The 24,168-nt window shown below is 71.0% G+C and carries 19 protein-coding genes and 1 pseudogene; 7 read left to right on the forward strand and 13 right to left on the reverse strand.

Translation table 11 applies throughout. The features are described from left to right. Window positions 1–58: 58 nt before the first annotated feature. The gene (locus ACYVDG_RS08445; protein WP_460747865.1) at window positions 59–1,090 is read right to left on the reverse strand and encodes an SMP-30/gluconolactonase/LRE family protein; all 1,032 of its coding nucleotides are present in this window, start codon (window positions 1,088–1,090) and stop codon (window positions 59–61) included. After that, window positions 1,087–2,937, reverse strand: a pseudogene (locus ACYVDG_RS08450) (flavin-containing monooxygenase). The gene ACYVDG_RS08445 and the pseudogene ACYVDG_RS08450 overlap by 4 nt, the downstream one beginning before the upstream one ends. Before the next feature lie 222 nt (window positions 2,938–3,159). Here ACYVDG_RS08450 and ACYVDG_RS08455 point away from each other — a divergent pair. Then, window positions 3,160–3,633 carry a MarR family winged helix-turn-helix transcriptional regulator gene (locus tag ACYVDG_RS08455; protein WP_460747866.1) on the forward strand — a complete coding sequence of 158 codons (474 nt, stop codon included), beginning with the start codon at window positions 3,160–3,162 and terminating at the stop codon, window positions 3,631–3,633. Window positions 3,634–3,674: 41 nt separating this feature from the next. Here the strand turns inward: ACYVDG_RS08455 and ACYVDG_RS08460 are convergent, their stop codons facing one another. Then, window positions 3,675–4,868 (reverse strand): AlbA family DNA-binding domain-containing protein, encoded by a 1,194-nt coding sequence (locus ACYVDG_RS08460; protein ID WP_460747868.1) that lies wholly within the window; start codon window positions 4,866–4,868, stop codon window positions 3,675–3,677. Between the two features lie 109 nt (window positions 4,869–4,977). Between ACYVDG_RS08460 and ACYVDG_RS08465 the strand changes: the two genes are divergently transcribed. Both ACYVDG_RS08465 and ACYVDG_RS08470 read left to right on the forward strand, forming a co-directional pair. Next, window positions 4,978–6,105 (forward strand): CdaR family transcriptional regulator, encoded by a 1,128-nt coding sequence (locus ACYVDG_RS08465; protein ID WP_460747869.1) that lies wholly within the window; start codon window positions 4,978–4,980, stop codon window positions 6,103–6,105. 64 nt (window positions 6,106–6,169) lie between these two features. Continuing rightward, on the forward strand, window positions 6,170–7,351 hold the full coding sequence (locus ACYVDG_RS08470; protein WP_460747870.1) for a glycerate kinase: 1,182 nt from the start codon (window positions 6,170–6,172) through the stop codon (window positions 7,349–7,351). A 34-nt stretch (window positions 7,352–7,385) separates the two neighbouring features. Here ACYVDG_RS08470 and ACYVDG_RS08475 read toward each other — a convergent pair whose 3' ends face one another. The 3 genes from ACYVDG_RS08475 to ACYVDG_RS08485 form a co-directional block, all read right to left on the reverse strand. Then, window positions 7,386–8,384 (reverse strand): permease prefix domain 1-containing protein, encoded by a 999-nt coding sequence (locus tag ACYVDG_RS08475; protein ID WP_460747871.1) that lies wholly within the window; start codon window positions 8,382–8,384, stop codon window positions 7,386–7,388. Next, on the reverse strand, window positions 8,377–8,721 hold the full coding sequence (locus tag ACYVDG_RS08480) for a PadR family transcriptional regulator (RefSeq protein ID WP_460747873.1): 345 nt from the start codon (window positions 8,719–8,721) through the stop codon (window positions 8,377–8,379). Before ACYVDG_RS08480 ends, ACYVDG_RS08475 begins: the two co-directional genes overlap by 8 nt. A 117-nt stretch (window positions 8,722–8,838) precedes the next feature. After that, complete coding sequence (locus ACYVDG_RS08485; RefSeq protein WP_460747875.1) at window positions 8,839–9,834, reverse strand: phosphotriesterase family protein; 996 nt, start codon at window positions 9,832–9,834, stop codon at window positions 8,839–8,841. A gap of 173 nt (window positions 9,835–10,007) precedes the next feature. Here ACYVDG_RS08485 and ACYVDG_RS08490 point away from each other — a divergent pair, with 173 nt between their 5' ends. Together ACYVDG_RS08490 and ACYVDG_RS08495 are read left to right on the forward strand one after the other, a co-directional pair. Continuing rightward, window positions 10,008–11,231, forward strand: coding sequence for a DUF418 domain-containing protein (locus tag ACYVDG_RS08490; RefSeq protein WP_460747876.1), 1,224 nt, complete (start codon window positions 10,008–10,010; stop codon window positions 11,229–11,231). Between the two features lie 71 nt (window positions 11,232–11,302). Beyond that, window positions 11,303–12,058 (forward strand): TetR/AcrR family transcriptional regulator, encoded by a 756-nt coding sequence (locus tag ACYVDG_RS08495; protein WP_460747878.1) that lies wholly within the window; start codon window positions 11,303–11,305, stop codon window positions 12,056–12,058. A 15-nt stretch (window positions 12,059–12,073) separates the two neighbouring features. Here the strand turns inward: ACYVDG_RS08495 and ACYVDG_RS08500 are convergent, their stop codons facing one another. The 3 genes from ACYVDG_RS08500 to ACYVDG_RS08510 all read right to left on the reverse strand — a co-directional run bounded on the left by ACYVDG_RS08500 (window position 12,074) and on the right by ACYVDG_RS08510 (window position 13,577). Continuing rightward, window positions 12,074–12,586, reverse strand: coding sequence for an SRPBCC family protein (locus tag ACYVDG_RS08500; RefSeq protein ID WP_460747879.1), 513 nt, complete (start codon window positions 12,584–12,586; stop codon window positions 12,074–12,076). Beyond that, on the reverse strand, window positions 12,583–12,879 hold the full coding sequence (locus ACYVDG_RS08505; RefSeq protein ID WP_460747880.1) for an ArsR/SmtB family transcription factor: 297 nt from the start codon (window positions 12,877–12,879) through the stop codon (window positions 12,583–12,585). The genes ACYVDG_RS08500 and ACYVDG_RS08505 overlap by 4 nt, the downstream gene beginning before the upstream one ends. Window positions 12,880–12,974: 95 nt before the next feature. Continuing rightward, entirely contained in the window at window positions 12,975–13,577 is a 603-nt protein-coding gene (locus tag ACYVDG_RS08510) for a TetR/AcrR family transcriptional regulator (protein WP_460747881.1), read from the reverse strand. A 211-nt stretch (window positions 13,578–13,788) separates the two neighbouring features. On the opposite strand from ACYVDG_RS08510, the gene ACYVDG_RS08515 reads away from it, so the two are divergent. Beyond that, on the forward strand, window positions 13,789–15,168 hold the full coding sequence (locus ACYVDG_RS08515; RefSeq protein ID WP_460747883.1) for an amidohydrolase family protein: 1,380 nt from the start codon (window positions 13,789–13,791) through the stop codon (window positions 15,166–15,168). A 24-nt stretch (window positions 15,169–15,192) separates the two neighbouring features. Here ACYVDG_RS08515 and ACYVDG_RS08520 read toward each other — a convergent pair whose 3' ends face one another. Both ACYVDG_RS08520 and ACYVDG_RS08525 read right to left on the reverse strand, forming a co-directional pair. Then, a complete protein-coding gene (locus ACYVDG_RS08520; protein ID WP_460747887.1) occupies window positions 15,193–16,665 on the reverse strand; it encodes a hypothetical protein in 1,473 nt (490 codons plus the stop codon). Beyond that, the gene (locus ACYVDG_RS08525; protein WP_460747891.1) at window positions 16,662–20,162 is read right to left on the reverse strand and encodes an NHL domain-containing protein; all 3,501 of its coding nucleotides are present in this window, start codon (window positions 20,160–20,162) and stop codon (window positions 16,662–16,664) included. The genes ACYVDG_RS08520 and ACYVDG_RS08525 overlap by 4 nt, the downstream gene beginning before the upstream one ends. Window positions 20,163–20,386: 224 nt before the next feature. Between ACYVDG_RS08525 and ACYVDG_RS08530 the strand changes: the two genes are divergently transcribed. Then, window positions 20,387–20,902, forward strand: a complete 516-nt coding sequence (locus ACYVDG_RS08530; protein WP_460747894.1) for a DinB family protein — start codon at window positions 20,387–20,389, stop codon at window positions 20,900–20,902. 21 nt (window positions 20,903–20,923) lie between these two features. Here the strand turns inward: ACYVDG_RS08530 and ACYVDG_RS08535 are convergent, their stop codons facing one another. After that, window positions 20,924–22,237 carry a DUF418 domain-containing protein gene (locus tag ACYVDG_RS08535; RefSeq protein ID WP_460747898.1) on the reverse strand — a complete coding sequence of 438 codons (1,314 nt, stop codon included), beginning with the start codon at window positions 22,235–22,237 and terminating at the stop codon, window positions 20,924–20,926. A gap of 107 nt (window positions 22,238–22,344) precedes the next feature. Continuing rightward, window positions 22,345–23,991, reverse strand: coding sequence for an MFS transporter (locus ACYVDG_RS08540; protein WP_460747901.1), 1,647 nt, complete (start codon window positions 23,989–23,991; stop codon window positions 22,345–22,347). Window positions 23,992–24,168 lie beyond the last annotated feature (177 nt).

Here is a 24,168-nt window from a genome sequence, read left to right on the forward strand (position 1 = left end):
CTGACCGGTGCGCGGTTCGTGGGCGGCGCCCGGCCGATCACCACGGCACCCGGGGGGGTCACCCGCCGTTCGACTGGCGGATCCCCTCGGCAAGCGCGTCGAACTGGTAGATGAAGCCGCCGTCGTCGCCGCTGACGGTCATGTACGCCTCGGTCGTACCCGGCACGATGGCGAGATTGGTCGCCGTGTCCAGGCCCTCAGCGTCGTCGTCCGGGATGCTGACCGTCGCGAGGTGCTCGCCCGTCGAGCTGTACACGTAGATCCTCGGTTGGCCGTGGACGGCCTGGTAGACGTTGCCCGCCGCGTCGACCGCGTTGGAGTCGACCTGGCTCGTGCCGCCGTCGAAGTGGATACCCGGGTGGGACGTGACCACCTCGGTCCGGTCCTCGTTGAGCGCCATGTAGTCGATGCGGTTCGCGGTGTACTGGCTGACCCACAGGCCCTCGAAGTCCTCGCTGAACGAGATGCCGTTCGGCGCCGGGAGCTCGTCCGCCAGGACGGTGGCCTCTTCGGTCTCCCGGTCGATCCTGACCACCCTGCCCTGGGGCTCCCAGGAGGGGTCGGAAAAGCCGGTCGAGTCGCTGACGTACATGTGCCCGTCCTCGTCGAAGGCCAGGTCGTCCGGGTGCATCGGTACGCCGTCGACGTCCCCCTCGAAGACCGTGGTGGGGTCGTCGCCCTCCGGGGTGATGCTGTCGATCTTCCCGCCGGCGAAGTCCGTCAGGTAGAGCCGGTCGTCATGCGGGCTGAACTGCGCGGACGTATAGGCGCTGGTCTCGTCGGTGTACACCGGTTCTACGTCCTCGGAGTCGGTGTCCACCCTCATCACCTTCGGGTCCCCGGGAGGGGCGGTGACATCGACGATGACGAGGCCGCCGTCCTCGTCGAAGGTCGGGCCTTCGAGCAGGGTCATCCCCGTCTCCTCGTGGACGGAGGTCACCTGGAGCAGCTGCTCCGCCGTGCGTTCGGTCTCCTGCTCATCACCCGTACCAGCGGCACCGGAGCACCCCGCCACCATCCCGGTCACCGCGAGGGCGGGCAGGATGCGGGCGGTCACCGGCGATCGCGTACTGCGGCTGTTCGATGTCATACGGCTCCGTTCCGGCCAGGTGCGGTCTCGGGTCCGTCCCGCCACAGGACGTCGTCCACGTTGCTGTCGCGCCACTCCTCCAGGAGGCGGTGGAAGGCCACGGGGCCGGGGCTGTAGGAGAAGCCGCCGTGCATGACGGCGCCTTCCCTGTTGTAGTAACCGGGAGTGCACTGCGCTTGGAACGCGGAGTTGTCGTGCGAGGTCTCTTGGACGGTCCGGCTCCACTCCTCGGCCGCTTCGCGTGTCGGCTCGATGACGCGGGCGCCGGTCTTGAGCCCTTCCGTGATGACGGCGGCGATGTGTTCGGCCTGCTCCAGCAGGATGTGCGCGAAGTTCACCGAGTTGGCGTTCTGCAAGGGGCCCAGGTGGAAGAGGTTCGGGAACCCGTTGCTGTAGAAGCCGTGCAGTGTCTTCGGTCCGCGGCTCCAGGATTCGAGCAGCCCCTGCCCGCCGCGGCCCCGGACCGGCATCGTCCCGGTCATCACCCCGGAGGCCCCCACGTCGAACCCGGTGGCGAAGATGACGCAGTCGACCTCGTACTCGGTGTCGCCCACGACGATCGAGTTCTCGGTCATCCTGGTCACGCCGCCGTGGTCCGCGGTGTCGACGAGGGTGACGTTGGGCCGGTTGAAGGTCTGGAGGTAGTGGTCGCTGAAGCAGGGCCGCTTGCACATGTAGCGGTACCAGGGCTTGAGCACCTCGGCCGTCACGGGATGGTCGACGACCCCGTCCACGCGCGCCCGGATCTGGTTCATCTTCTGGGCGTCGACGATTTCGTCGACCCGCTCGCGCTCCTCCGCGGACACGCTCGTGTCCAGTGCGCCGGAGATCATCTTTCGCTGGAGCCGTGCCGTCGACGTCCACCCGTCCTGGACCAGGTCGGTCTCGACCGGCTCACCCGAAACGGTGCGGAGGAAGTTCTCCATGCGCCTGCGCTGCCAGCCGGGTTCCAGGGAGTCCGCCCACTCGGGATCGGTGGGGCGGTTGTCGCGGACGTCCACCGAGGAGGGCGTGCGCTGGAACACGTACAGGTGCTCCGCGTCGCGTCCCACGTGCGGGATGACCTGCACGCCGGTGGCACCGGTACCGATGACCGCGACCTTCTTGTCGGCGAGCCCGGTGAGGCCGCCGCTGGCGTCGCCGCCGGTGTAGCCGTAGTCCCACCGGCTGGTGTGGAAGGTGTGGCCGCCGAAGGTCTCGATCCCCGGGATCCCCGGCAGCTACGGCTGGGTGAGCGTGCCGGACGAGGTGATGACGAACCGGGCGCGCATCCGGTCGCCGCGGTCGGTCTCGACCACCCAGTGGTCGGTCTGGTCGTCCCAGCTCAGGCCGGTGACACGAGTCTGGAAGAGCGCGTCGCGGTACAGGTCGAAGGTGGTGGCGATCGCCACTGCGTGTCGGCGGATCTCCTCGCCGGGGGCGTAGCGCCACTTCGGTACGTAGCCGACCTCCTCCAGGAGGGGCATGTAGGAGTACGACTCGATGTCGCAGTGGATGCCCGGATAGCGGTTCCAGTACCAGGTGCCGCCGAAGTCCCCGGCCTCGTCCATCATCCGGAGCGACTCGACGCCCGCTTGGCGGAGCCGTGCCCCGGTCGTGAGACCGCCGAACCCGCCACCGATCACGATGGCCTCGACGGTGTCCGTCAGTGGTTCGCGCTCCACACGCGGGGTGTACGGGTCCTTCGCGTAGTAGCCGAACTCGCCGGCGGCCGAACGGTACTGGGCCGCGCCGTCGGGCCGGATCCGGCGGTCCCGTTCCCTCGCGTACTTGGCCCGGAGGGCGTCGATGTCTATCTCGTCCGCGTTTTCCGCCGTGCTCGAGAGTGCACTGGAGGCAGTGGTCACGTGCCGTCCTCACTTCGTGGCCGGTACGCCGGAACGGAGGCGGGAGACGCGCCCCTGGGCACGCGGGAGGAACCGGTCCTGCCGCTCGTGGGGAGCCGTACGGGCCCCTACTGCCCGCCCCGTGATACGGCGTCGGCATCGGGAACTGTCCGGCAAAAGGTTAGCATCATCCTAAGTATTTTCGGCGCTAGGGGCGGGCAGCGGAACGCCTACCCTGGTGGCATGACGCAAGAGGTGACTGACCAGGGCGAACGCGAGCACACCGTGCGTGAGATCGAAACCCTGATCCGGTCCATGGAGCAGAACGCGCTGACCACCGTCCACCAGCACCTGCTCTCGATGGACCTCACCCTCCAGCAGCTCAAGGTCCTGATCGTCCTGGCCAGCACGGAGGGGGGCGCCACCGGCAGGGGCCTGGCCGAGTCGTTCGGCGTCTCCATGGCGTCGATGTCCGGCCTGCTCGACCGCCTCGTGGCCCGAGGGGCCGCCACGCGTTCGGAGGACCCCGAAGACCACCGCGTCCGCCGCGTCCACGCCACACCCCTCGGTTCCTCATTCGTGCGGCGCCTGGTGGTGGAGCGCCCGGAGTTCCGCCACGACATCCTCATGGACCTGGGGGACGAGGACCTGCACGCCCTGGCCCAAGGCCTGCGCGCCGTCAGCGACCTGATCACCCGGATCGGCAGAGCCGACTGAGGCGGGCGGCCTACCAGTCCCCGACTGGCGACTGACCGGTGTTACTCGGGGTCCGAGAGCAGGTCGGAGTGGGCCGAGGCGTTGCCCAGCGACCGGAGGAGTTCGCCGACGAGGCGGTCGGTCGCACTGCCCGGCTTCTCCAGCTCCAGCTGGGGCACCCGGGTGACCTGTTCGTAGCGTTCCGCGTCGTACTCCACATCCGGGGAGTACAGGGGCCCTCCGGCCCACGCGGACACCCCGTGCATATTGGTGACCGCCACGCCCACGTCCCAGCTGCCGCCGTACCCGGCGTCCTCGGAGAGGTTGCCGAGCAGGTCGAGGAAGGCCCGGACCCGGAAGGCCAGCGCGCCGTCGAAGAACAGGTGCTGGCCGTTCCTGCGGTCACCGGCCCGCCCGCAGTACAAGGAGACCTCGCCGCGCTCCCGGACGACGAACCGCAGCTCGTCCTGCTCACCGCCCTCCGACGAGGGCTGGCTCCCGATACCGACCCCGCCCGCCGTGCGGAACCCGGAACGGAGCTCCTGGAAGGTCGGTGACACGTCGGCCTCCCCGCCGCCGCGCTCCCGGGTATGGCCGGAGATCCCGTCCCGGACGAGGTCGAAGAGCAGGGGCTGGGAGTTCTCCGAAGCGGTCCACGCCTTGAACATGCCGGGTACCTGGCGCGAGGGCAGGGCGACCACGTGCAGGTGCGCCAGTTCCCCTTCCGGGAACGGGTCCTTGCGCACCTGTTCGTGCAGCGCGGCGCGCACGACGTCGAGGGAGGCGTCCCTGGCCCGGATGAGCCGTTCCACCTCGGCGTCGGACAGGCGCCGCTTCTCCTTGTCGCCTCGCCCGTAGTACGCGCCCCCGGCCATGTGCGGGGCCAGCGGTGAGGCGGGCACCTCGATGAGCAGGTAGCCGTGGCCCGGCCGCTCGCTCTCGAGCCAGTCCACCGAGACCTGGAGCGGCGGGTCGCAGGACGAGGCGGCGATCCGGGCGGGGGTCTCCAGGATCTGGTCGATCCACTCGACCGGGGCGAGCTCGAACCGGCCCTCGGCCTTGATCTCGCTGACACCGACCACGATCAGACCGCCGTCGATGGCGAAGGAGGCCATGTCCTTCGCCTGGTCCTTGGACCCGCGGAGCTGCTGCTTCGCCTCGCGCTTCGGGGTCTCGGTGAACGCGCCTTCGTTCAGTGCGGCTTCGAGTTCGGCTTCGCTGGACGGACGCCATGTCGGAGGGAGGACTCGATCCATGTCGACATCATGCCCGCTCTTACCGACAAGCTCCCAACACTTTTGTCTCCTGTGGACAACTCTGGTCCGGCGGACAGGGGACCCGGGCACGGGTCACTACTCTGTCGGTATGCCCGACGACCGGCCCAGGCCGCCCCTGAGCAGCGAACTCGCCCAGCGCGTGGTCGACCTCATCGCCCCGACGATCAGCCACAACATCAACGTGATGGACGAGCACGGCACCATCATCGCCTGCCTCGACCCCGCCCGGGTGGGCAGCCTGCACCGAGGAGCGCAGCGGGTGATCGCCGAGCGCAGAAGCGTGCTCGTGACCACCCCCGGCCCCGGCACCGCCGACCGGCCCGGCGCGAACGAGCCGCTGATGCTCGACGGGGAGCTGCGCGGGGTCGTCGGGGTCACCGGCGACCCCCGCCAGGTGGAGTCGCTGGCCCGGGTCGTCGCCCTCACCGTCCAGCTCCTCATCACCCAGGAGCACGCGCAGGACGCGGCCGGCCGGCGGCACACCGAGGCACGGGACCTGGTCGCGGCGCTGAGTTCGGGCACGACCCGCCCGGACGACGCACGGTCCCGCCTGGCCGCGGCCGGGCTGCCGCCACCGTGGTCGCTGGCGCTGTGGGCGGCGGGCGCAGCCCGCCAGGACGCCGGAGCGGCCCCTCCCCCGCTGGCCGAGACGGCCGCGGCACGGATCAACGGCGACCCCGGGCGGCGGGCCGCCGTACTCCACGGTGCACTCTGGCTCATCGCCTCGGGCAAGGCCCCGTCGGCCGATTCGTTGGGGCTTCCCGTCGAGAGCCGCCACACCAGCACCCCGGTGACCGACGACGTCTGTGTCCTGCTCGCCTACGCCGAGGAGGCGCGGGCGCTCTGCCACTACGCCGGCCTGCTCCCGCCGCTCGACTCGGCGGAACCGTGGTCGCGGGAGATCGCCGTCGCCGTGGCGCACCTGCCCCACCGCACGCTCACGCGCCTAGCCGACCGGGTCTCCTCCTTCAGCGAGGCACAACGGCGGACCGTCGCCGCCGTGGCCGCCACCAGCTCGATGCAGGCCGCGGCCGACACCGTGTTCGTCCACCGGAACACCCTCCTCCAGCGGGTCGACCGGATCAGGGCCGACACCGGCCTGGACATCCGCCACCCCGACCACCTGGCCTCGCTCCGCATGGCGCTCTACGCCCGCGCGGCCCTGGGTTCCGAACCGGTCACCACACTGGGCACTTCGCACATATCTCAGAGCTGAAACCGCAGGAATTCTGGGCGCTCCACCGTCGATTCGCACCCGCAAGACTCCTAGGATCTCGGACATGTCCAACGAGTTTCACGCGCATGACGAGTCCACCGCCGTCCGGGTCGCGGTGGTCCCGGACTCGTTCAAGGGGAGTGCGTCCGCCGTAGAGGTCGCGGAGGCCATGGCGGACGGGGCCCGAGAGGCGTTCGGCGGCCGCGGCACCCCCGTGTCCGTCCGCACCCTGCCCTTCGCGGACGGGGGCGAGGGCACCCTCGACGCGCTGCTCGGCTCCTGGGGCACCTCCGCGCTCTCGGTGGACACCACCGACGCCCTCGGCCGACCGACAAGCGCCCGGTTCGGGGTCTCCCCCGACGGCAGAACCGGCGTGGTCGAGGCCGCCGAGGCCAACGGCCTGCCCGAGGTCGCCGACGTCCCGCTCCAGCCGCGCGCCGCGACCAGCCGCGGGGTCGGACGCGTCGTGCAGGAACTGCTGGACACGGGGGTCGAGGAGATCCTCCTGTGCATCGGGGGGTCGGCCTCGACGGACGGCGGAACCGGCATGCTGAGCGCGCTCGGGGCACGCTTCCTCGACTCCGGCGGGGCCGAGCTCCCCGACGGGGGCGGGGGCCTCAACGACCTGGCCGCCCTCGACACCACCGCGCTCGACCCGCGCGCCCGCGCCGTTCGGTGGCGCGTCGCCTGCGACGTCACCAACCCGCTGGTGGGTGACGCGGGCGCGGCCGCGGTCTTCGGCCCCCAGAAGGGCGCGACCCCCGAGGACGTGCGCGTCCTCGACACCGGACTGGCCCGGCTCGCCGACGTCCTGGCCGAGACAACCGGGGACGACGTCCGGGACCTTCCCGGGGCGGGCGCGGCGGGCGGCATTCCGGCGACGCTGACCACCCTCCTCGGTGCGGAGCTCGTCCCGGGCTCGCGCTTGGTCGCCGAGGTCCTCGACGCCGAAGAGCTGCTCTCCTGGGCCGACCTGGTCCTCACCGGTGAGGGGCGCTTCGACAGCCAGTCCCTCGGCGGCAAGGTCGTCGACGCCGTGCGCCGGTTCACCCCCGAGCACGTGCCCGTCGTGGTGATCGCGGGCAGCGTGTCCGTCACCCAGGAGGAGCTCCGCCGCTCCGGGATCACCGCGGCGTTCTCGATCGCCCAGGGCCCTCGGACCCTGGACCAGATGCGGGAGGAGGCAGCATCCGACATCACGTGGACGGCGTTCAACTGCTGCCGGCTCCTCCACGTCCGCCCGTGACCCGTCTCGCGCGGGACCGTCCGGTTCGGCGGGGTCAGGGCCGGGTGCTGGCCTGGCGGGTGCTGGCCTGACGGGTGCTCCGCAGGCAGTCGACGATCTCCCAGACGGCGATGAGGAGCACCCCGGCCGCAATGAGGGAGGTCGGGACCGTCCAGTCGGCGGCGACACCGAACACCGCACCGAACCGCTCGGGGAGGTCGGGGACGATCAGCTGGTCCTGGAGCAGCAGCCACACGGCCACGAGCGCCCACGTGGCGTTGGCGAGCACATAGCCCACCGCGAGCGGCGGGGTCCACCGGCCGGCCCGCCAGACAGCGACGGCCAGGACGATCTCGGCGACGAGCGCGCCGATCAACAGTGCCACCCAGGTCAGGGCGAGGTCGGGGTTGAGTATCTGGACCTGCATGGTCGGGTCCGTGACACCGGCGAACTGCCAGATCAGGAGGGCGATCACCAGGGCGACGAAGAGCACGTAGGCGATGGTCCCCGGCAGGCGGACCTGGCGCCACGGGGTCCCGGCGGGCAGTTGGTCGGTGCGCCACGGGGCCAGCGGCTCGCCGCGTGCGTGGGCGGGGCGCGCCCGGTCGATGAGCGCGAAGGCGAGGGTCACCCAGAAGCAGACGTGCACCGTGACCGCGATGACGGCGCCCACCATCTCGAGGGCGATGTCGCCGAAGCCCTCGGCGCCGACCGCGAACCGGTCCACGAACACCAGGGCCAGGGCGAGCGGCACCAGGACGGCCAGGAGCACCTTCAGCAGGCGGACGTAACCGGGGTACACGGCCGGGCCGATCAGGTACCCGGGCACCTCTCCGTACTCGCGGGCGAGGGCGTCCGGGTCACCGAGTTCGGTGAGCGCCTCCTCCTCGGCCCGGTCGGGGTCGGCCCCGGCCCCGACCTTGGCTTCGATCGTGTCGTGGATGGATCCGCGCAGTTCACGCGCCACGTCCGGGCCGGTTTCCGGCCCCAGGTGACGTGTGACGGCCCAGACGTAGCGGTCGGTCAGAGCGGGTTCGGCGGCCCGGTCACCCATGGGTATCCCCTTCCGTGAGGGCACGGATCGCACCGTCGAGCGCGTCCCACTCCCCCGTCAGTCTGTCGAGCAGTTCCTCACCGTCCGGGCTGACCAGGTAGAACTTGCGCGGCCGCGCCTCTTCGGTGTTCCACTCGCTGGTCAGCAGGCCCTGCTTCTCCAGGCGCCGCAGGAGTGGGTAGAGCGTGTTGCCGTCCACCGAGAACCCGGCCTTTTCCAGGGTCTCGAGCAGCGCGTAGCCGTAGCGCGGACGTCCCAGGGTGGCCAGGCAGGCCAGCACCACGGTGCCGCGCCGCAGTTCCTGGAGGTGTCCGGCCAGACGCTCGTCTTCCTTCATGAGTCGCACGATAGTGTGCCTCACACACTAACGTCAATGGCACACCTACATCCGGGCACGACTGACGCGCGCTGCGACCCGGACGGGCCGCAGCGCGCGGGAGGGACCGGCTGAGGGTCAGGCGGCGGGGAGAGTGCCCTCGAAGAAGGCCCTCGGAGTGTCCACGAGCATCGCCCGGAGCTGCTCCTCCGTCACACCGCGCTCGCGGACGTGCGGCAGGACCTCCTCACCCAGGTGCAGGTAGTTCCACTGGGGCAGGAACGCCATCACGTTCGGATCGATCCAGTCGTTGTAGCAGGCCGCGTCCTGGGAGAGGACCATCCGCTCCGCGTAGCCGCGGCGGCACATCTCGACGAGCGTGTCCGCGCGGGCCTCGAAGGTCGTGTCGAAGTTGAGGCCGAAGCGGTCCATGCCCAGGACGAACCCGGCGTCGGCGAGCTCGGCGAGGTGGTCGTGGTCGGTGGTGTCACCGCTGTGGCCGAGAACGATCCGGCCCGGGGCCACACCCTCCTCGTCGCACATCACCCGCTGCACCAGCGGTCCCGTCTTGGCGCCCGGGTGGGTGTGCACGGTGACGGGGACGCCGGTCTCGTGGTGGGCGCGGGCGACGGCGCGCATCACCCGCTCGACACCCGGGGTCAGCCCCTCCTCGTCGATCGCGCACTTGAGCATGCCCGCACGGATCCCGGTCCCGGCGATCCCCTCGGTGATGTCGGCGACGAACATGTCCACCATGGGGTCGGGGACCTCCGTGCCTAGAGCCTCGTTCAGGGCCGGGCCCCGGTAACTGAAGTAGCGCGGGACGCTGTCGTACGTGTAGATCCCGGTCGCCGCCACGATGTTGAGCTCGGGTACCTGGTCGGCGATCCGCCGGATGCGGGGCACGTACCGGCCGAGCCCGATGACCGTGGGATCGACGACCGTCCGGACCCCCTGCCCGGCGAGTGCGCGCAGGCGTGCGACCGCGTCCGCCACCCGCACGTCCTCGTCGCCCCACTCCTCAGGGAAGTCCTGCTGGATGTCCGGGGTGAGGACGAAGACGTGTTCGTGCATGTAGGTCCGACCGAGGTCTGCGCTGTCGACCTCGCCTCGAACGGTGCTGACAGTGGCCATCTGAGCGACTCCTCCGCTACGGCGTGTTCGGCGGGCGGACGCTACCACGCGTGTGACCTGAGGCACACGAAGGGGCCGGAGGGGCAGCCTGCGGACGAGATGACCCCTTGAAGGACCTCAACGCCTCACCTACAATTCTGAACAGTGTTCAAAGATAGGATGGAGGTCCGCGCATGCAGGGCGAACGACTGTTGGCACCCGACTTCGCCAGGGGAGGGATGCTGCTGCTGATCCTGCTGTCCAACACGGCCTTCTTCCTGTACGCCGGGGATTACACGGGCTCCATGGACTACCCGGATCCGTCCTCGGCCGCGGACAGCGTCACGCAGTTCCTCATGCTCGCCCTGCTGGACGTCCGCGTGTACCCGCTCTTCGCCTTCCTGGTCGGCTACGGGATCGTCCAGACCCTCAGCCGGCGGATGGCCGGCGGCGCCAGCCAGGAGGAGGCCGCGGCGACCATCCGCAGCCGCAACCGGTGGCTGTTCGTCTTCGGTTTCGTGCACGCCGCCCTGCTGCTGGGCACCGAGGTCCTGGCCGCCTACGGGCTCATCGGCCTGTTCCTGTGCGCCCTGTTCCTGCACGGGAGCGAGCGGCGGCTGCGGAGGGGCATCCTCACCGGGATCGGCCTGCTCGCCCTGGGTTTCGCCATCGCCGCCGCGGCGCTGGTCGCGATCCTCGTGATCGCCCCGGCCGGAGCTCCGCCAGTGGCGGTGGAGGGCGACCGCAGCTGGACCAGCGGATCCGGGGAGGACAACTATCTCGCCTCCGTTGTGATGCGCCTGGTCAGCTGGGTCGCCCTGCTCTTCGTCAACGGTCTCGGGCTGGTCCTGCCCGTCGCCATCCTGATCGGCATGTGGGCCGCGAGGCACCGGATCATCGAGGAGTCCGGGCGGCACCGGAAGCTCGTGCTCGGCGTCGCCGTCGGCGGGACCGCCCTGGGGCTGGTCGGCGCACTCCCCAAAGCGCTCAAGCACGTGGGCGCGTTCGACCCGGTCCCGTACTACGGGCTCACCGACACGGCGATGAGCGTGATGGCCTGGACCACCGGCCTCGCCGGCGGACTGGGGTACGCGGCGCTGTTCGTGCTCGCCGCCGAGCGCCTGACCCGCCGGGCGCGCCCGCCGGTGGTGATCACCTCGGTGGCCGCCCTGGGCAAGCGCTCCCTGAGCGGCTACATCAGCCACTCGATCGTCATGGCCCCTGTGCTCTCACTGTGGGGCCTGGGGCTCGGTGGTCACCTGACCAGCGCCACCATGGCCCTGTTCGCCGTAGGCCTCTGGCTGGTCACCGTCGTGGTCGCCGCCCTCATGGAACAGCGCGGCGCCCGCGGCCCCTTCGAGGTGCTCCTGCGGCGGCTCAGCTCGCGGCACCCCCGCCGGGTCCACTCGGGGCTGTAGCCGGACAGTCGGGCCTGTGGGCCGACAGCCCGCACAAGAGCGGCGGTCCAGGGGGACGTTAGTTTGGAGCAATGCCACCCACACCCGAGCCAGCGGCCGAGAACCCGCCCGGCGGAAGGCCCCGCGGCCGACGGCGCGCGCCGGGGCCCCGGCGGCGCCTGTCCCGGGAGCTGATCGTCGAGACTGCCGTCGAGATGATCAAGGCCGAAGGGCTGAGCACCCTGTCCATGCGCAAACTCGCGGACCGGCTCGGGGTCGCCCCCGGCACCCTGTACACCTACGTCGACAACCGCACCGCTCTGGAGACCCTGGTCCTGGAGACGGAGATCGCCCGGGACACCCCTCCGCACGAACTGCCCGGCCCGTGGTGGCAGAAGCTCGAGGCCTGGGCGCGATCCGACTGGGCGGGCTTCCGGGAGAACCCGTGGGTGCTGGAGCTGAGGCAGGCCCAGCACGACTTCGGTCCGGCCTCGGTCAGGTGGTTGGACTCCGCGCTGCGGATCTTCGACGGCACCGGCCTGCCCGAGCAGGTCAAGCTGGACATGATCGACACCCTGGACTCCTACGTGCGCGGGGCGGCCACCCTCGACGTCCAGTCGGCCGAACGCTCCTCCGGCCTGGCGGGCGACCTGACCGACGAGTCCATGGCGGCCTACCTGACCGCTCCCGCTCTCCAGAAGGCCATGGAATCCGGTGCGGCGCCGTTCAGTGCGAGCCGGTTCGATTTCGGGCTGCGCTGCCTGCTCTCCGGCTTCCGGGCAATGGTCGAAGAGCAGAAGTCCGAGAAGCAGGAAGCCGAGGGGAACGAGGAGAACCAGGAGCCCTGACTGGCCTTCCCGGGCTCAGTCCTCTGCGGTGCCGGAGGCCGCGTAGAGCTCCGCGACCTCAGCTGCGGCGTGCCAAGCCTCGTCGGTGGGCTTGCCGTCGGCAGCGAGCGCCAGGGCGTCGAGCATCACGTGCCAGCCGGTGGCGAAGTCGGCGGCGGGCTCGGGGAGGAGCTCGGTGTGCACGAGCGTGAGCCGGGTTCCCCCGGGCACACCTTCCAGGGTCCAGCGGACGGCCGAGTCCGGCACACCCTCCCAAGACCAGCTGTGCACGAGAACGCCCTGCTCCCCCGGCGGCCGGACCTCACTGACCACGCCGGTGGCGGCACCCTCTTCGCCGAAGTCGAAGCTGACCGCACCGCCGACCCTGGGGTCGATCGCGCAGCCGGGGAGCCACCGCTCCAGCTTCTCGGGCTCGGTGATCCACTCCCACACGCGCTCCGGGCGGTGCGCGAGAAGGCGTTCGAAGCGGATGCGGAACGCCCCGTCCGGGCCGATGCCGAGGGTGCCGCGAGAGTTCGGGTTCGTCATGACTCGCCTTCTTCCATGGCCTGTTCGAGGGCGTCGAGCGCCTTGTTCCACCGGCCGCGCTGGTCCTCGAGCCAGTCGCCCACCTCGTCCAGCGCGGACGTGTTGACCGAGTAGAGCCGCTGACGGCCCTCGTTGCGCACCCGCAGCACTCCGGCCTCGACGAGGACCCTCAGGTGCTGCGACACGGCGGGACGGCTGATGTCGAACCCGGCCGAGATCGCACCCGCGGAGCGCTCCCCCGAGGCCAGCATCTCGACCACGCGCCGACGGTTCGGCTCCCCGATCGCTTCCATGACATCCACGGAAACATGTAAGCATCCACTTACGCATTTGGTCAAGGGCGTCCACGCGGCGGACCCTTGCAACGCCGGGGAGCCCGGGCCGGGCCTCAGGCCTCGGAGGCCGCCGCATCCGTCGGCACGACGGCCTCCGACCCGACGAGCACCCGCATCCCCTCGGCGAGCTGCCCCCCGTCCGGAACGGCACCGGAGTTCACTAGATAGAGGCTCATGGTTCCCGGGATCAGCGCGAGGAGAAACGCCCCGAGCCCCTGGTCCTGCTCGTCCGTGACGTCACCCTCCTCGATGCCGAGCACCAGAGCGGCGAGGGCGCGGCGTGCGGCGTGGTGGGCCGCGGCGATCTGATCACGCAGCTCCGGCTCCCGCCGCAGGGAGGCGATGGCCTCGAAGTTGGCGGCCACGATGGCGCCCATCTCGGGATACGAGCGCACGAGCCGGTTCATGACCTCCTCGAACCTGCCCATCGGGTCGGAGCGGTCGGTCGTCAGGACCCCGGCCACCCGGTCAGTCCACTCGCCAGTGGCTTCGATCATCGCCGCACTGAGGAGGGCCTCCTTGGACCCGTAGTGGTAGCCGATCGACGCGAGGTTGGCTCCGGACGCGGTCACGATGTCCCGCGCCGTGGTCCCCGCGTACCCCTTGCTGTAGAGGCACTGCTTCGCCCCTTCGAGCAACTGCTCCTTGTGTCCCATGCGTTGATTCTAGCGTCGCTTCATACAAACGTCTTGTACGAATGTCATATACATACGTATGATTACATCGAAGCGGCAGTAGGACCAAGCAAGTGCGGGCCGCCCCGCCTGGAGAGCACCCCGCCCGGCAGCCGGAGCCGGAGTCCGACCTCGAACCACCCCTGACCCCGGGAAGCAGCAGCGCACGACCCACCACGACCAAGGAGGACCCATGCGGGCCTACACCCACGCCACCGTCATCGACGCCACCGGAGCCCCGCCGCTACCCGACCGCACCGTGCTGGTCGAGGACGGGACGATCACCGCCGTCGGACGCTCTTCCGAGGTCGCCGTCCCCGAACACGCCGAGGTCGTCGACCTCACCGGCAGGTACCTCATCCCGGGCCTGGCCGAGATGCACACCCACTCCGACTGCGACATCGACGCCCTCGTCCCCCTGCTGTACGTCCTCAACGGCGTGACCACCGTGCGGGACATGTGGGGCGACGAGACCCTGAGGGACCGGCGGCGGCGCGTCGAGGCGGGCGAACTGCTGGGGCCGCGCTCGGTGATCGCCGGGAACCTGCTCGACGGTTCCCCGTCGCTCTGGGAGGACGTCCCCGGCCCCAAACCGCCGAGGATCATTACCGACGCCCAGGACGCGCGCAGGGCGGTCGCGGCGGAGAAGGACTCGGGTGCCGACTTCGTGAAGGTCTACTCCCGGCTCTCCCCGGAGGCCTACCACGCGGTCCTCGACGAGGCCGACCGCCGCGACATCCCGGTGGTGGGACACCGCTCGGACCACGTCCCCTTCACCGAACAGGTCGAGTCCGGCCAGCGGTCCTTCGAGCACGTGCACGGGCTGTGGCCCGCCCTCTCCCGCGACGCCGAAGCGATGGAGGCGGCACTGGCGCGGATGCGGCTCGAGCCTGACCTCTACTACGCCAGCTGGTTCCGCCAGGTCAACGAGGTGGAGTGGGAGGCCGCCAACACCTACGGGCCCATGGAGGCGGCTTCCGTGTTCGACAGGCTCGTCGCCAACGACGTCGCCTACTGCCCGACGCTCACGATGCACCAATTCCTGGACCTGCCGGAGCGCATCCGGCTCAAGGACCCGCGGCTGCGCTACCTGCCCGAAGGTACCGGGGAGACGTGGGGTTACACGGCGGACGCCCTCTACCTCGCCGGGCGGAGCGCGGACGAGTCCGCCAAGCGCCGCGTGCTGTTCGAGATGCGCCGGGAGGCCGTGGCGGCGATGGACGCCGCCGGGGTGCGCCTGATCGCCGGGACCGACGTGCAGACCCTGGGAGTCATGCCCGGGTTCTCCCTGCACGACGAGCTGGAGCTGATGGTCGGCGCCGGGCTGACCCCGCTGCGCGTCCTCCAGACCGCCACCGTGGAACCGGCCCGCTTCCTCGGCCGCGAGGCCTGGTCGGGAACCGTGGAGCCGGGGAAGGTCGCGGACCTGCTGGTACTGGACGCGGACCCGCTCGCGGACATCCGCAACACCACCCGGATCCACTCCGTGGTGGTCCGCGGCCGCCACATCGGTCCCGAGGAGCGGGAGGCCCTGTTCGCCGAGGCCGAGAAGCTCACCTCCGCAAGCGAGTGATCCGGTCACCCCGGAGGTGGACTGCTAGGGCAGGTCGGCGACCTGCCCGGCGATCTCCTCCAGCAGGCGGTGGGTGTCGTTGAGCGCCTCGTCCGCCGTGGGCATCGGACCGCGCACGTAGCTCTCCCGCAGGGTCACCCGCACGACCAGGTTCCGGTCGCGGAAGACCGCGTCCACCTTCCACGAGTCCTCGTCCCCCTCGAAGGCGGTGAACGCGGCGTCGCCGACCCCGGCCAACGGCACGAAGAGGTGGTCCGGCGGGGGTTCCGCGTCCTCGCCCCCGCCGTTGTCCTCCGGTTCCGGGGGCGTCCTGTCGTTCAGGTACCAGAACAGGTATTCGCGGTCGGCCGCCGCCGTGCCGCCACCGATCCGCTCGTCGGACAGCACGCCCATGTCCACCGACAGCCGCCTGCCCCCGGACCAGTCGCAGCCTCCCTCCCACACGTCCAGTTCCGGCATGCGGCGCTCCTCGATCACGCGGCCGTCCCGCCCCTCCGGGTCGCCGTCGACGGCGAGGTCCGTCCGCAGCTCCTCGGGCAGGTCCGCGCAGGCGTCAGGCACCTCCGCCAGCGGCTCATCGTCTTCCGCGACCGCCTGGAACGGGGTGTCGACCTCGCCGCCCAGGCTGTCGACAACCTCCTCGGCGGCGAGGACCGCCCCACCCCACGTGGTGTCCGGGTCGAGCAGCTCCTCGCCCGGGTCGTCCAGCAGGCTCGCGTCGTCCTCGCGTTCGTAGTCGGCCCCCGAGTAGGACACGTCGACGACCGTGTTGCCGACCCGCACCAGGATCGTGGTGCGCGCCGAGCGGTACGTGACGTCCTCCTCCGCCAGCTCCTCATCGGGCCGGATGACCCCGCTGGCGTCCTCCGCGTTGAGCAGGACCGCTTCGTCACCGAACCCGGTGAAGGGGGTGATCTCGGTGATCTCCGTCTGTCCGGTGGTATCGCCCGTGGCCGTCACCAGCGTGTCCCTGAGCCCCCGGACGGCGCTCCCCACGGGGTGCGCCCCGTACTCGCCCGCACCGTGGGCTCGGACGTCGACGGTGAGCTCCCGGCTGGAACCCCCCATACTCCGGGCCAGGCCCCCGCTCTCCCAGGAGCACTCGCGGTGGTCCCCGCCGCTCATGTCGTGTTCGATACCGCCGCGGTCGCCGTCGGGTGCGAGACGCTCGACGGTCTCCTGGGAGAGCCCGCAGTCCGGGTGGACTCCGGTGACGACCGGACCGTCCTCGAGCTCGTCGTCCACCCGGGCCTCGGCGACGGGGCCGGTCAGGGAGTCGTCGAAGTCCGGCCTCTGGTCTCCCGTCGCGGACAACCAGGTCGCTCCAAGCAGAAGCACCAGGGCCACGGCCCCGAAAACGAGCAGGGCTCTCGGTCGGCGCATCCAGCTGGGAAAGGGCGGCGGGACCACGGGCCGCACGTCCGTACCGGTCGAGGGCGTGGCGCCCTCCGGCTGGCCGCCGCTCTCCGGCCCGTCACCGCTCCGCTCACCGCTCATCGGGCGAACCTCCCCCGGAGCCAGCCGAGCGCGTCCAGCGCACCGGCCACCAGCAGAACCGCCACCGTGGCGAACGCCCCGGGGATCCGTCCCGGCTGCCTGACCAGGGTGCCCAGTTCGTCACGGAGCAGGACCGCCCCCGCGGCCGTGAACAGCACCACGGCCGCCAGCAGGCCGATCCCCAGCGCGCCCCAGCCGGACAACCCGGCTTCGGCTGGCCGGACCACCACTTCCACCTGGTTGGTCTCGGGCCTGTCCAGGTAGAGGTTGCCGTGCCCGTCCACGGCGAGGGAGGTCGCCGGCGTGCGGTCGACGTCCTCGTCCTCCTCGTGGGGCTCCTGCGCCGTCTCCAGAACGGTGCCGATGGAGCCGCCCGGCCGGATGAGGTGGACCGCGTGGCTGCTCGCCACGTACAGGTTGCCGTCGTCGTCGACCGTGACCGCGCGCGGGGAGATCACGGGCACCTCGTCGGCGGGGCCGCTGCCGCGGACGTCGTCCCTGGACCACGAGTCCTCGCCGGTCCCGGCGACGGTCGTGACGTTCCCGTCCGGGGCGACCTTCCGTACGAGGTTCTCCGTGTCCTCCGCGAAGTACACGCTCCCGTCGGGTGCGGCGGCGATGGCGGCCGGGGAGACCGGTTCGATCTCCTCCGCCTCGTCGCCCTCGAACTCCCACTCCTCCGCCTCGGGCGGCTCGCCGCCCGCCAGCGTGGTCAGTGAACCGTCGTCCTCCAACCGGAGGATGCTCCCCTGCTCGGCGATGTAGAGGGTGCCGTCGGCGGACACGTCCAGGGCCGCCGGGAGGACCTCCGTCGCCTCCGCCGACGCGCCGACCACGGGGCCCGTGCCCTCACCCGCGACGAGTTCGGCGGGGCCGCCGTCCCGGACCCGGTAGACGGCGCTGCCCTCGGCCGTGAAGTACACGGTCCCGTCCCGCGCCGCGGTGAGTCCGTGCACGTCCAGCGGGGTCCGGTCGCCGCCCTCGGCGGGAACTTCCTCCTCGGCGGGAACCCCCTCCCCACCGTCGCCTTCGCCGCCGTCCTCGGGAAGCAGGGTCGGGACGGCCCCGAGCGCGCCCTCAGCCGGGTCGAGGGCACGGATAGCCGTCCGTCCGGCGTCGTGCACGTACACGGTGCCGTCCGCGTCCACTCCCAGGTCGCCCGGGGATTGGAGCTCGAACTCGTCGGCCGGGGCGCCGGTGGGTTCGGCTTCGTCACCCCGGATGTCGGCGAAGTCCACCAGGGTGGTGACGGTGCCGTCGGGGTCGATCCGGCGAACACCCTCACCGAAGGGCCCGCTGAGGAAGACCTCCCCGTCCGGGGCGACCGCGACCCCCCGGGGTTCAGCGAATCCCGCCTCGGTGGCGGGGCCGTCGTCGCCCACGTCACGGGGCTCCCCCGTCCCGGCCACGGTGGTGATGGTCCCGTCGGGGTCCACCTCTCGGAGGCGGCTGTTGAGGGTGTCGGCGATGAGGAGGTTGTCGTCGGCGTCCACTGCCAAACCGTTGGGCGTGTTCAGCTCCGCCTCGTCAGCGGATCCGTCGTCACCGGAGAAACCGCCCTCGTCGAAGGAGAGGTGGCTGTCACCGGCGACCGTGGTGAGCGTGCCTTCGGGGTCAACCGCGCGCACCGCCTGCTTGTCGGATTCGACGAAGTAGACGTTGCCCGCACCGTCCGCCTCGACCCTGGACGGCTCAAAGAGGCGCGCCTCCACCGCCGGATGGTCGTCGCCACTGTGCGCATACCGGTCGCCGCCCCCGGCGACCGTGCTGATCTCGCCGTCGTCGGCGACCGCGCGGATCCGCCCGGCCCCGAACTCCGCGACGTAGAGCGTATCGTCGGCCCCGAACGCGAGGTCGGTCGGTACGACCCGGGCTTCGAGCGCCGGCCCTCCGTCGCCCCGAATGGGGCCGTCATCCTCGTCGGTGTCGGCCTCCTCCTCGAGTTCATCCCGGCCTTCCGAGCCGGTCCCGGCGACCGTGCTGATCTCGCCGTCGTCCGCGCCCACCATCCGGACCCTGCCGTTGCCGGTGTCGGCGATGAGGAGGTTGTCGTCGGCGTCCACCGCCAGCCCCTGGGGACGGTCCAACTCCGCTTCCTCGGAAGGGCCGTCGTCCCCGGAGAAACCGCCGTCCAGGGACTCCGTCCCCGCGGCGGCGGTGACCGCGCCGTCGGGGCTGACCGCCAGGACCCGGTTCCGCGCGGTGTCGGAGACGTAGAGCGTGCCGTCGGAGCCGGCGGCGAGGTGGCGCGGGCCCTCCAGCTCCTCCGGCATCGTCCGCACGACCGGCCCGGCATCCGTCGTCTCGTGCGGGGCACCGGCCACCGGCAGCACGCTGCCGACGCTTTCCCCCGCCCAGGGGTCGTCGCCGACCTCGACGTCCGGTTCCTCCGCCTCGTCGTCCGCACCGTCCATGACGATCCGCAGGATCCGGGCGCCGGTGGCCACGTACACGTCACCTTCGGGGCCGACGTCGACGTCACGCGGGGAGCCGAAACCGGCGCCGAGGCTGGTGATGGTGCCGTCACCGTCCACCCTGCGCACCCGGTCGTTATAGGTGTCGGCGATGAGCAGCCTGTCGTCGGCGTCCACCGCGACGCCTTCCGGCTGGTTCAGCTCCGCCTCTAGGGCGGATCCGCCGTCGCCGGAGAAACCGTCGTCACCGGTGCCCGCCACCGTGTCGAGCGAACCGTCGGGGGCCACCCGGAACACGTGCGAGCGGCTCTCCGCGGTGAAGTACACGGCACCGGCCGAGTCCACGGCCAAGCTGTTCGGCCGGTGCAGTCCCGCTTCGGTCGCTTCCTCCGCGAGGGTGACCCTTTCCGACCCGCCGCCGACGACCGTCGAGACCACCCCGTCGCCGTCGACCTTGCGGATACGGTCATAGTTGGTGTCCAGGTAGTACAGGTTGCCCTCGGCGTCGACGTCCATGTCCGGCGGGTGGTACACGTCCAGGTCCTCGGCCTGTTCGCCGTCTCCCGCCTCATCGTCGTCGCTGAACTCGCGGTCCTCCCCGCCCCCGGCGATCTCGGTGAACTCACCGTCCCCGTCCATACGCCGGATACTGGACCGGCTCGCCACGTACACCTCCCCGTCCGGGCCGGTCGTGACGGATTCGGGGGTCTCGCTCGGGCTGAAGACCCACCCGCCGATGTCGGGGCCGTCGGTGTCCGGCGACCGCTCGCCGCGGGTGCCCTCGACGGTGTCGATCGTGCCGTCGGGTTCGACCAGGCGCACACGGCTGTTCCGGGTGTCCGCGACGTAGATCTCGCCCTCGGAGCCCACCGCGATGTTGAGGTTGGAGTTCAGCCGCGCGTCCAGGGCCGATCCGCCGTCACCCGAGTACCCGGCCGAACCGGTTCCGGCCACGGTGACGACCCCGGTCGGCCGCGGCCCGTCCTGCGCCACGGACGGCGAGGCCAAGGGGGGCACGGTGACGAGGAGGAAAGACAGGCCCGAGGTCGCGGCGAGGGCGCTGTAGAGGGGCTTCTGCGGCACTTGGGGTCCAATCGGGGGCCGGCCGAGGACATAGTCCAAGGTCAGGGGCACACCGTAGTTGAGGGCCGGGGCACCGTACCGGGTTCTGACCGGACTCGGCCACACCGGGGACGCCGTTCCGCGGTACCTCGGCGCTCCGCGTTCGCCGGTGCCGCGACGGGTGGACGCGCCGAGTAGCCGGAAACGCACTTCCGGTTGCGAGCCCGCCGTGGCAGATTGGGCCCATGTCTGATTCCCGCCGCGCCCTGCTGCGCGGCCAGTACGACCTGACCTGGGCGCTGTTCGAGTACCACCTGGAGCGCCTCCAGCCCGAGGACTTCCTCTGGGAGCCCGCCGAGCTGTGCTGGACGGTGCGCAAAGGTCCCGGGGGCGTGTGGACCCCGGACTGGGCGGAGAGCGAACCCGATCCCGTTCCGGTACCCACGATCGCCTGGCTCACCTGGCACATCGGGTGGTGGTGGACCGTGACCCTGGACCACACGCTGGGCCGTACCCCGCAGGAGCGCGAAGAGATCCGGTGGCCGGGCGAGGAGCGGACCGTGGCCTGGATCCGGGGGCTGGGGGCCGAGTGGTCGGAGGCCTTGGAGCACGCGGACCTGGACGCGACCGCCACCTTCCCCTGGCAGGGGTCCCCTGGGAAGACCAACGCGCACACCGCGGCGTGGGTCAACAGCGAGCTGATGAAGAACGCCGCCGAGATCGGTCAGATCCGCATGCTCAGGGCCGCGGTGAAGACCTGAGCGCCGAGCTTCCTGACCTGGTCAGCGTGGCTGACCGGCCCGGTCGCGCACCACGAACTTGCTCAGCCGGGAGACCCCGGCCTCCAGCGGTCCGCGCCCCGCGGTGCGGCGCCACAGGAAGGCACCGACCACAGCGAAGACGAAGAAGACCTCGGCGGCGTTGCCGTTGACCCAGTGCGCCATCCGGCCGGATGCCTCGCCCACCGTCTCCTGCCAGGCCATCAGCAGGGCGTGCAGAACGTAGATGGTCAGCGCGAGGGCTCCGGCCGCGGTGAAGGGCGCCACCAGTCGGGGCAGGCGCTCGGCCGCGTAGAGGCAGCCCACCAGCAGCACCATGGACACCCCGATCCCACCCAGTACCTCGGGTGCGGTGGAGGTGTGCGACATGCTGCTCAGGAGCCACCGGGCGTCGTCGGTGGGAACCGGGCCCGAGAGCTCCTCGCGCGGCCCCAGATCCCACACGATGCCCCACGTCTCCCAGGCGTGCCAGGAGCCCTGGTAGGCCACGAAGGCGATCAGCATCCCGGCGCACGCCAGGCGGAGGCGGACGATCTGGGAGCGCAGGTCGAGGCGGCCGACCGCGATCCCGGCGAGCAGCGCGGCGAGACAGCTCAGCGCGGGGTAGAAACCGAAGACCAGGAGTTCCAGCAGGCCCTGGTCCACCAGGAGCTGGGCCGGATCGATGCCGTTCCAGAAGACCGCGAAGTCGGCCATCCAGCCGCCGGTCTCGCTGGACCGCCGCAGCGCGAACAGCAGCTGCGGGCCGATGACCAGAGCCGCCACGGCGGCGGCCGTGACCCAGTGCGCGGACATCCGCAGGAACGGGAGGGCCATCAGGAAGTAGAGCCCGTAGTAGGTGATGATCACCGTCAGGGGGGACTCCGCGGCCACGATGACGGCGTTCAGAGCCCAGCCGACCAGCATGAGCGCGACCCCGCGCACCGCGATCTGGCCCCCGGTGATGCGGCCCCGTTTCCCGGTGTGCGGGCGCCGGCCGCCGGAGAGAAGGGCGAGCGAAACACCGGCAACGAAGGCGAACACCAGGGTCGAGCGGCCCCAGGCGTACTGCTCCAAGAGTCGCGCGACCGGGTTCTCCTCGTCCATGAACGGGACCCAGAAATGCACCACCAGCATCCCGGCGATGGCGATCCACCGGGCCAGGTCGACCCCGTCGAGACGTCCCGGCCCCGGCGCGGAGGGCGCGGCGGGGGCGGTCCTCTCGGCCCCTGGCACGGCGGGCTCCGGGTGCGTCGGCCGCGCCTCGGCTGAGGGGGGTGCTTCGGTCCGCTCGGCGCCGCTGAGCTCGGTCGACTGGGGAGAGCGGGGGTACCTCATAGGCCTCGTGAACTGGGTGGCGGGAACAGTATCAAAGGGGACAAAACCGTAACACGCCACCCGAACGCGCCTCGGTTTCGCGTCCCGTCAGCCCTTCCCGGCCGACCTCAAGCACCCGCTCCCGCGGCGGTCTCCGCCTTGGCTGCACCGTCCGCCCCTCCGAAACCGCCTTCCTCGGCACCCCCTGCCTCGGAGCCGCCTCCCCCGGAACCGTCTTCCTCGGTGGCATCGATCCGGGTGTGGCGCAGCAGCCACAGCACGGCCAGGCCCACCAGGGCCACGACGGCCGCGCCGAGGCCGTAGCCGACCTGAACGGCCGAGCTGAAGGCGTCGAAAGCGGCGTCCAGGAGCTGGTGCGCCTGCTCCCCCGGCAGCTGTTCGGCCACTCCGACGGCGCCGCCGACGCTCTCCCCCGCGGCCTCGACCGCGGATTCGGGGACGTCGGTCCCCGCCCCGTCGAGCCCGCGCCGGTACACGACCGTGGCCATACTGCCGAGGAAGGCCATGCTCAGCGCGCCGCCGAAACCTCCCGCGACATCGGTCATCGCCGCGGCCGAACCCGCCTTGCGGACCGGTGCGCTGACCACGATGAGGTTGGCGGCGAGGGTGAAGAGCGGGCCGAGCGCCAGCGCCATCACCGTGGCCGCCGCGACCAGGGGAAGCGCACCGGTCCTCCCCACCATGAGGGCGAAGGCGGCGGCCCCTGCGGCGGCCACCAGCAGGCCCCCGCCCATGGCGATGGCGGGCCGCATCCACCGGGTCATCACCGGGGCCGCCAAACCGCCGACGATGGCGGCGACGCCCGGCAGGACCAGGAGCATCCCCGCCTCTCCCGGAGAGAGGCCGATCGAGGTCTGCAGGTACTGGACGAACAGCATGTCCAGGCCGCCGTAGGCCAGGAGCATCAGCAGGAGGGCACCCAGGGAGACGGAGAAGGCGGGGACGGCGAACAGCCGGATGTCGAGGAGCGGATCGTCCAGGCGCAGCTGCCTGCGCACGAACGCCGCCCCGAGCAGCAGTCCCACCACGACCGAGGTGACGTAGGGCCACATCGGGGCGCCGGAGCCGGAGGAACTGTGGTCGGCGATCTCCTGCAGGCCGAAGATCACGGCGATGATAGCCGCCATGGACAGCAGGACGCTCAGCATGTCCACCCGGCCCTCGACGGACTCGCGGTACCCGGGCAGGAGCGGCGCGCTGAGGAGCAACAGCACGGCTACCGGGACGTTCAGCAGGAAGACGGCGCCCCACCAGAAGTACTCCAGGACGAGTCCCCCCAGGGGCGGCCCGAGCGCCATCCCCGCGGAGAAGGAGCTCATGACCACGGCGATGGCCGCGGAGAACTGCCGGGCGTCGGTGAACAGGACCCGGAGCAGCCCCATGATGCTCGGTGTCATCGTGGCGGCCGCCATCCCCATTAGGGCCCGCATCGCGATGAGCACCTCGGGGGTAGGCGCGAACGCGGCGCCCAGGGAGGCCAGACCGTAGACACCCACCCCGGTCATGAGCAGGCGGCGGCGCCCGACCTTGGATCCGAGCCAGCCCATGGTGAGCACCAGGCTGACCGCGAGGAACTCACCCACGTGCAGGATCCACAGCATCTGGGTGCTTCCGGGCGCGAGGTCCGCGGTGATGGCGGGCAGCGCCATGAACAGGACGGTCATGTCGGTGGCGGCCATCATCAAGGGCAGCGTCATGACCGCGAGAGCCAGCCATGCCCGCCAGGTGGCGCGCTGAGGGGTTTCGGTGTTCACCGTGGGCCTCCCGTAGTGGGTGTCGTGCGGTCGACCATAAGAACTCAACCTTGCTTGAGCTCAACCCCCCACCCGCCACCGTGAGCCACACCACCCCCATGCCGGACGCAGGAATGTGTATTTTCTTCTGGAAATCACTTGCCAACATGGAAAGTTATTGTCAGCCTGGAGGAAGTT

Source organism: Nocardiopsis oceani (genome assembly GCF_054777395.1).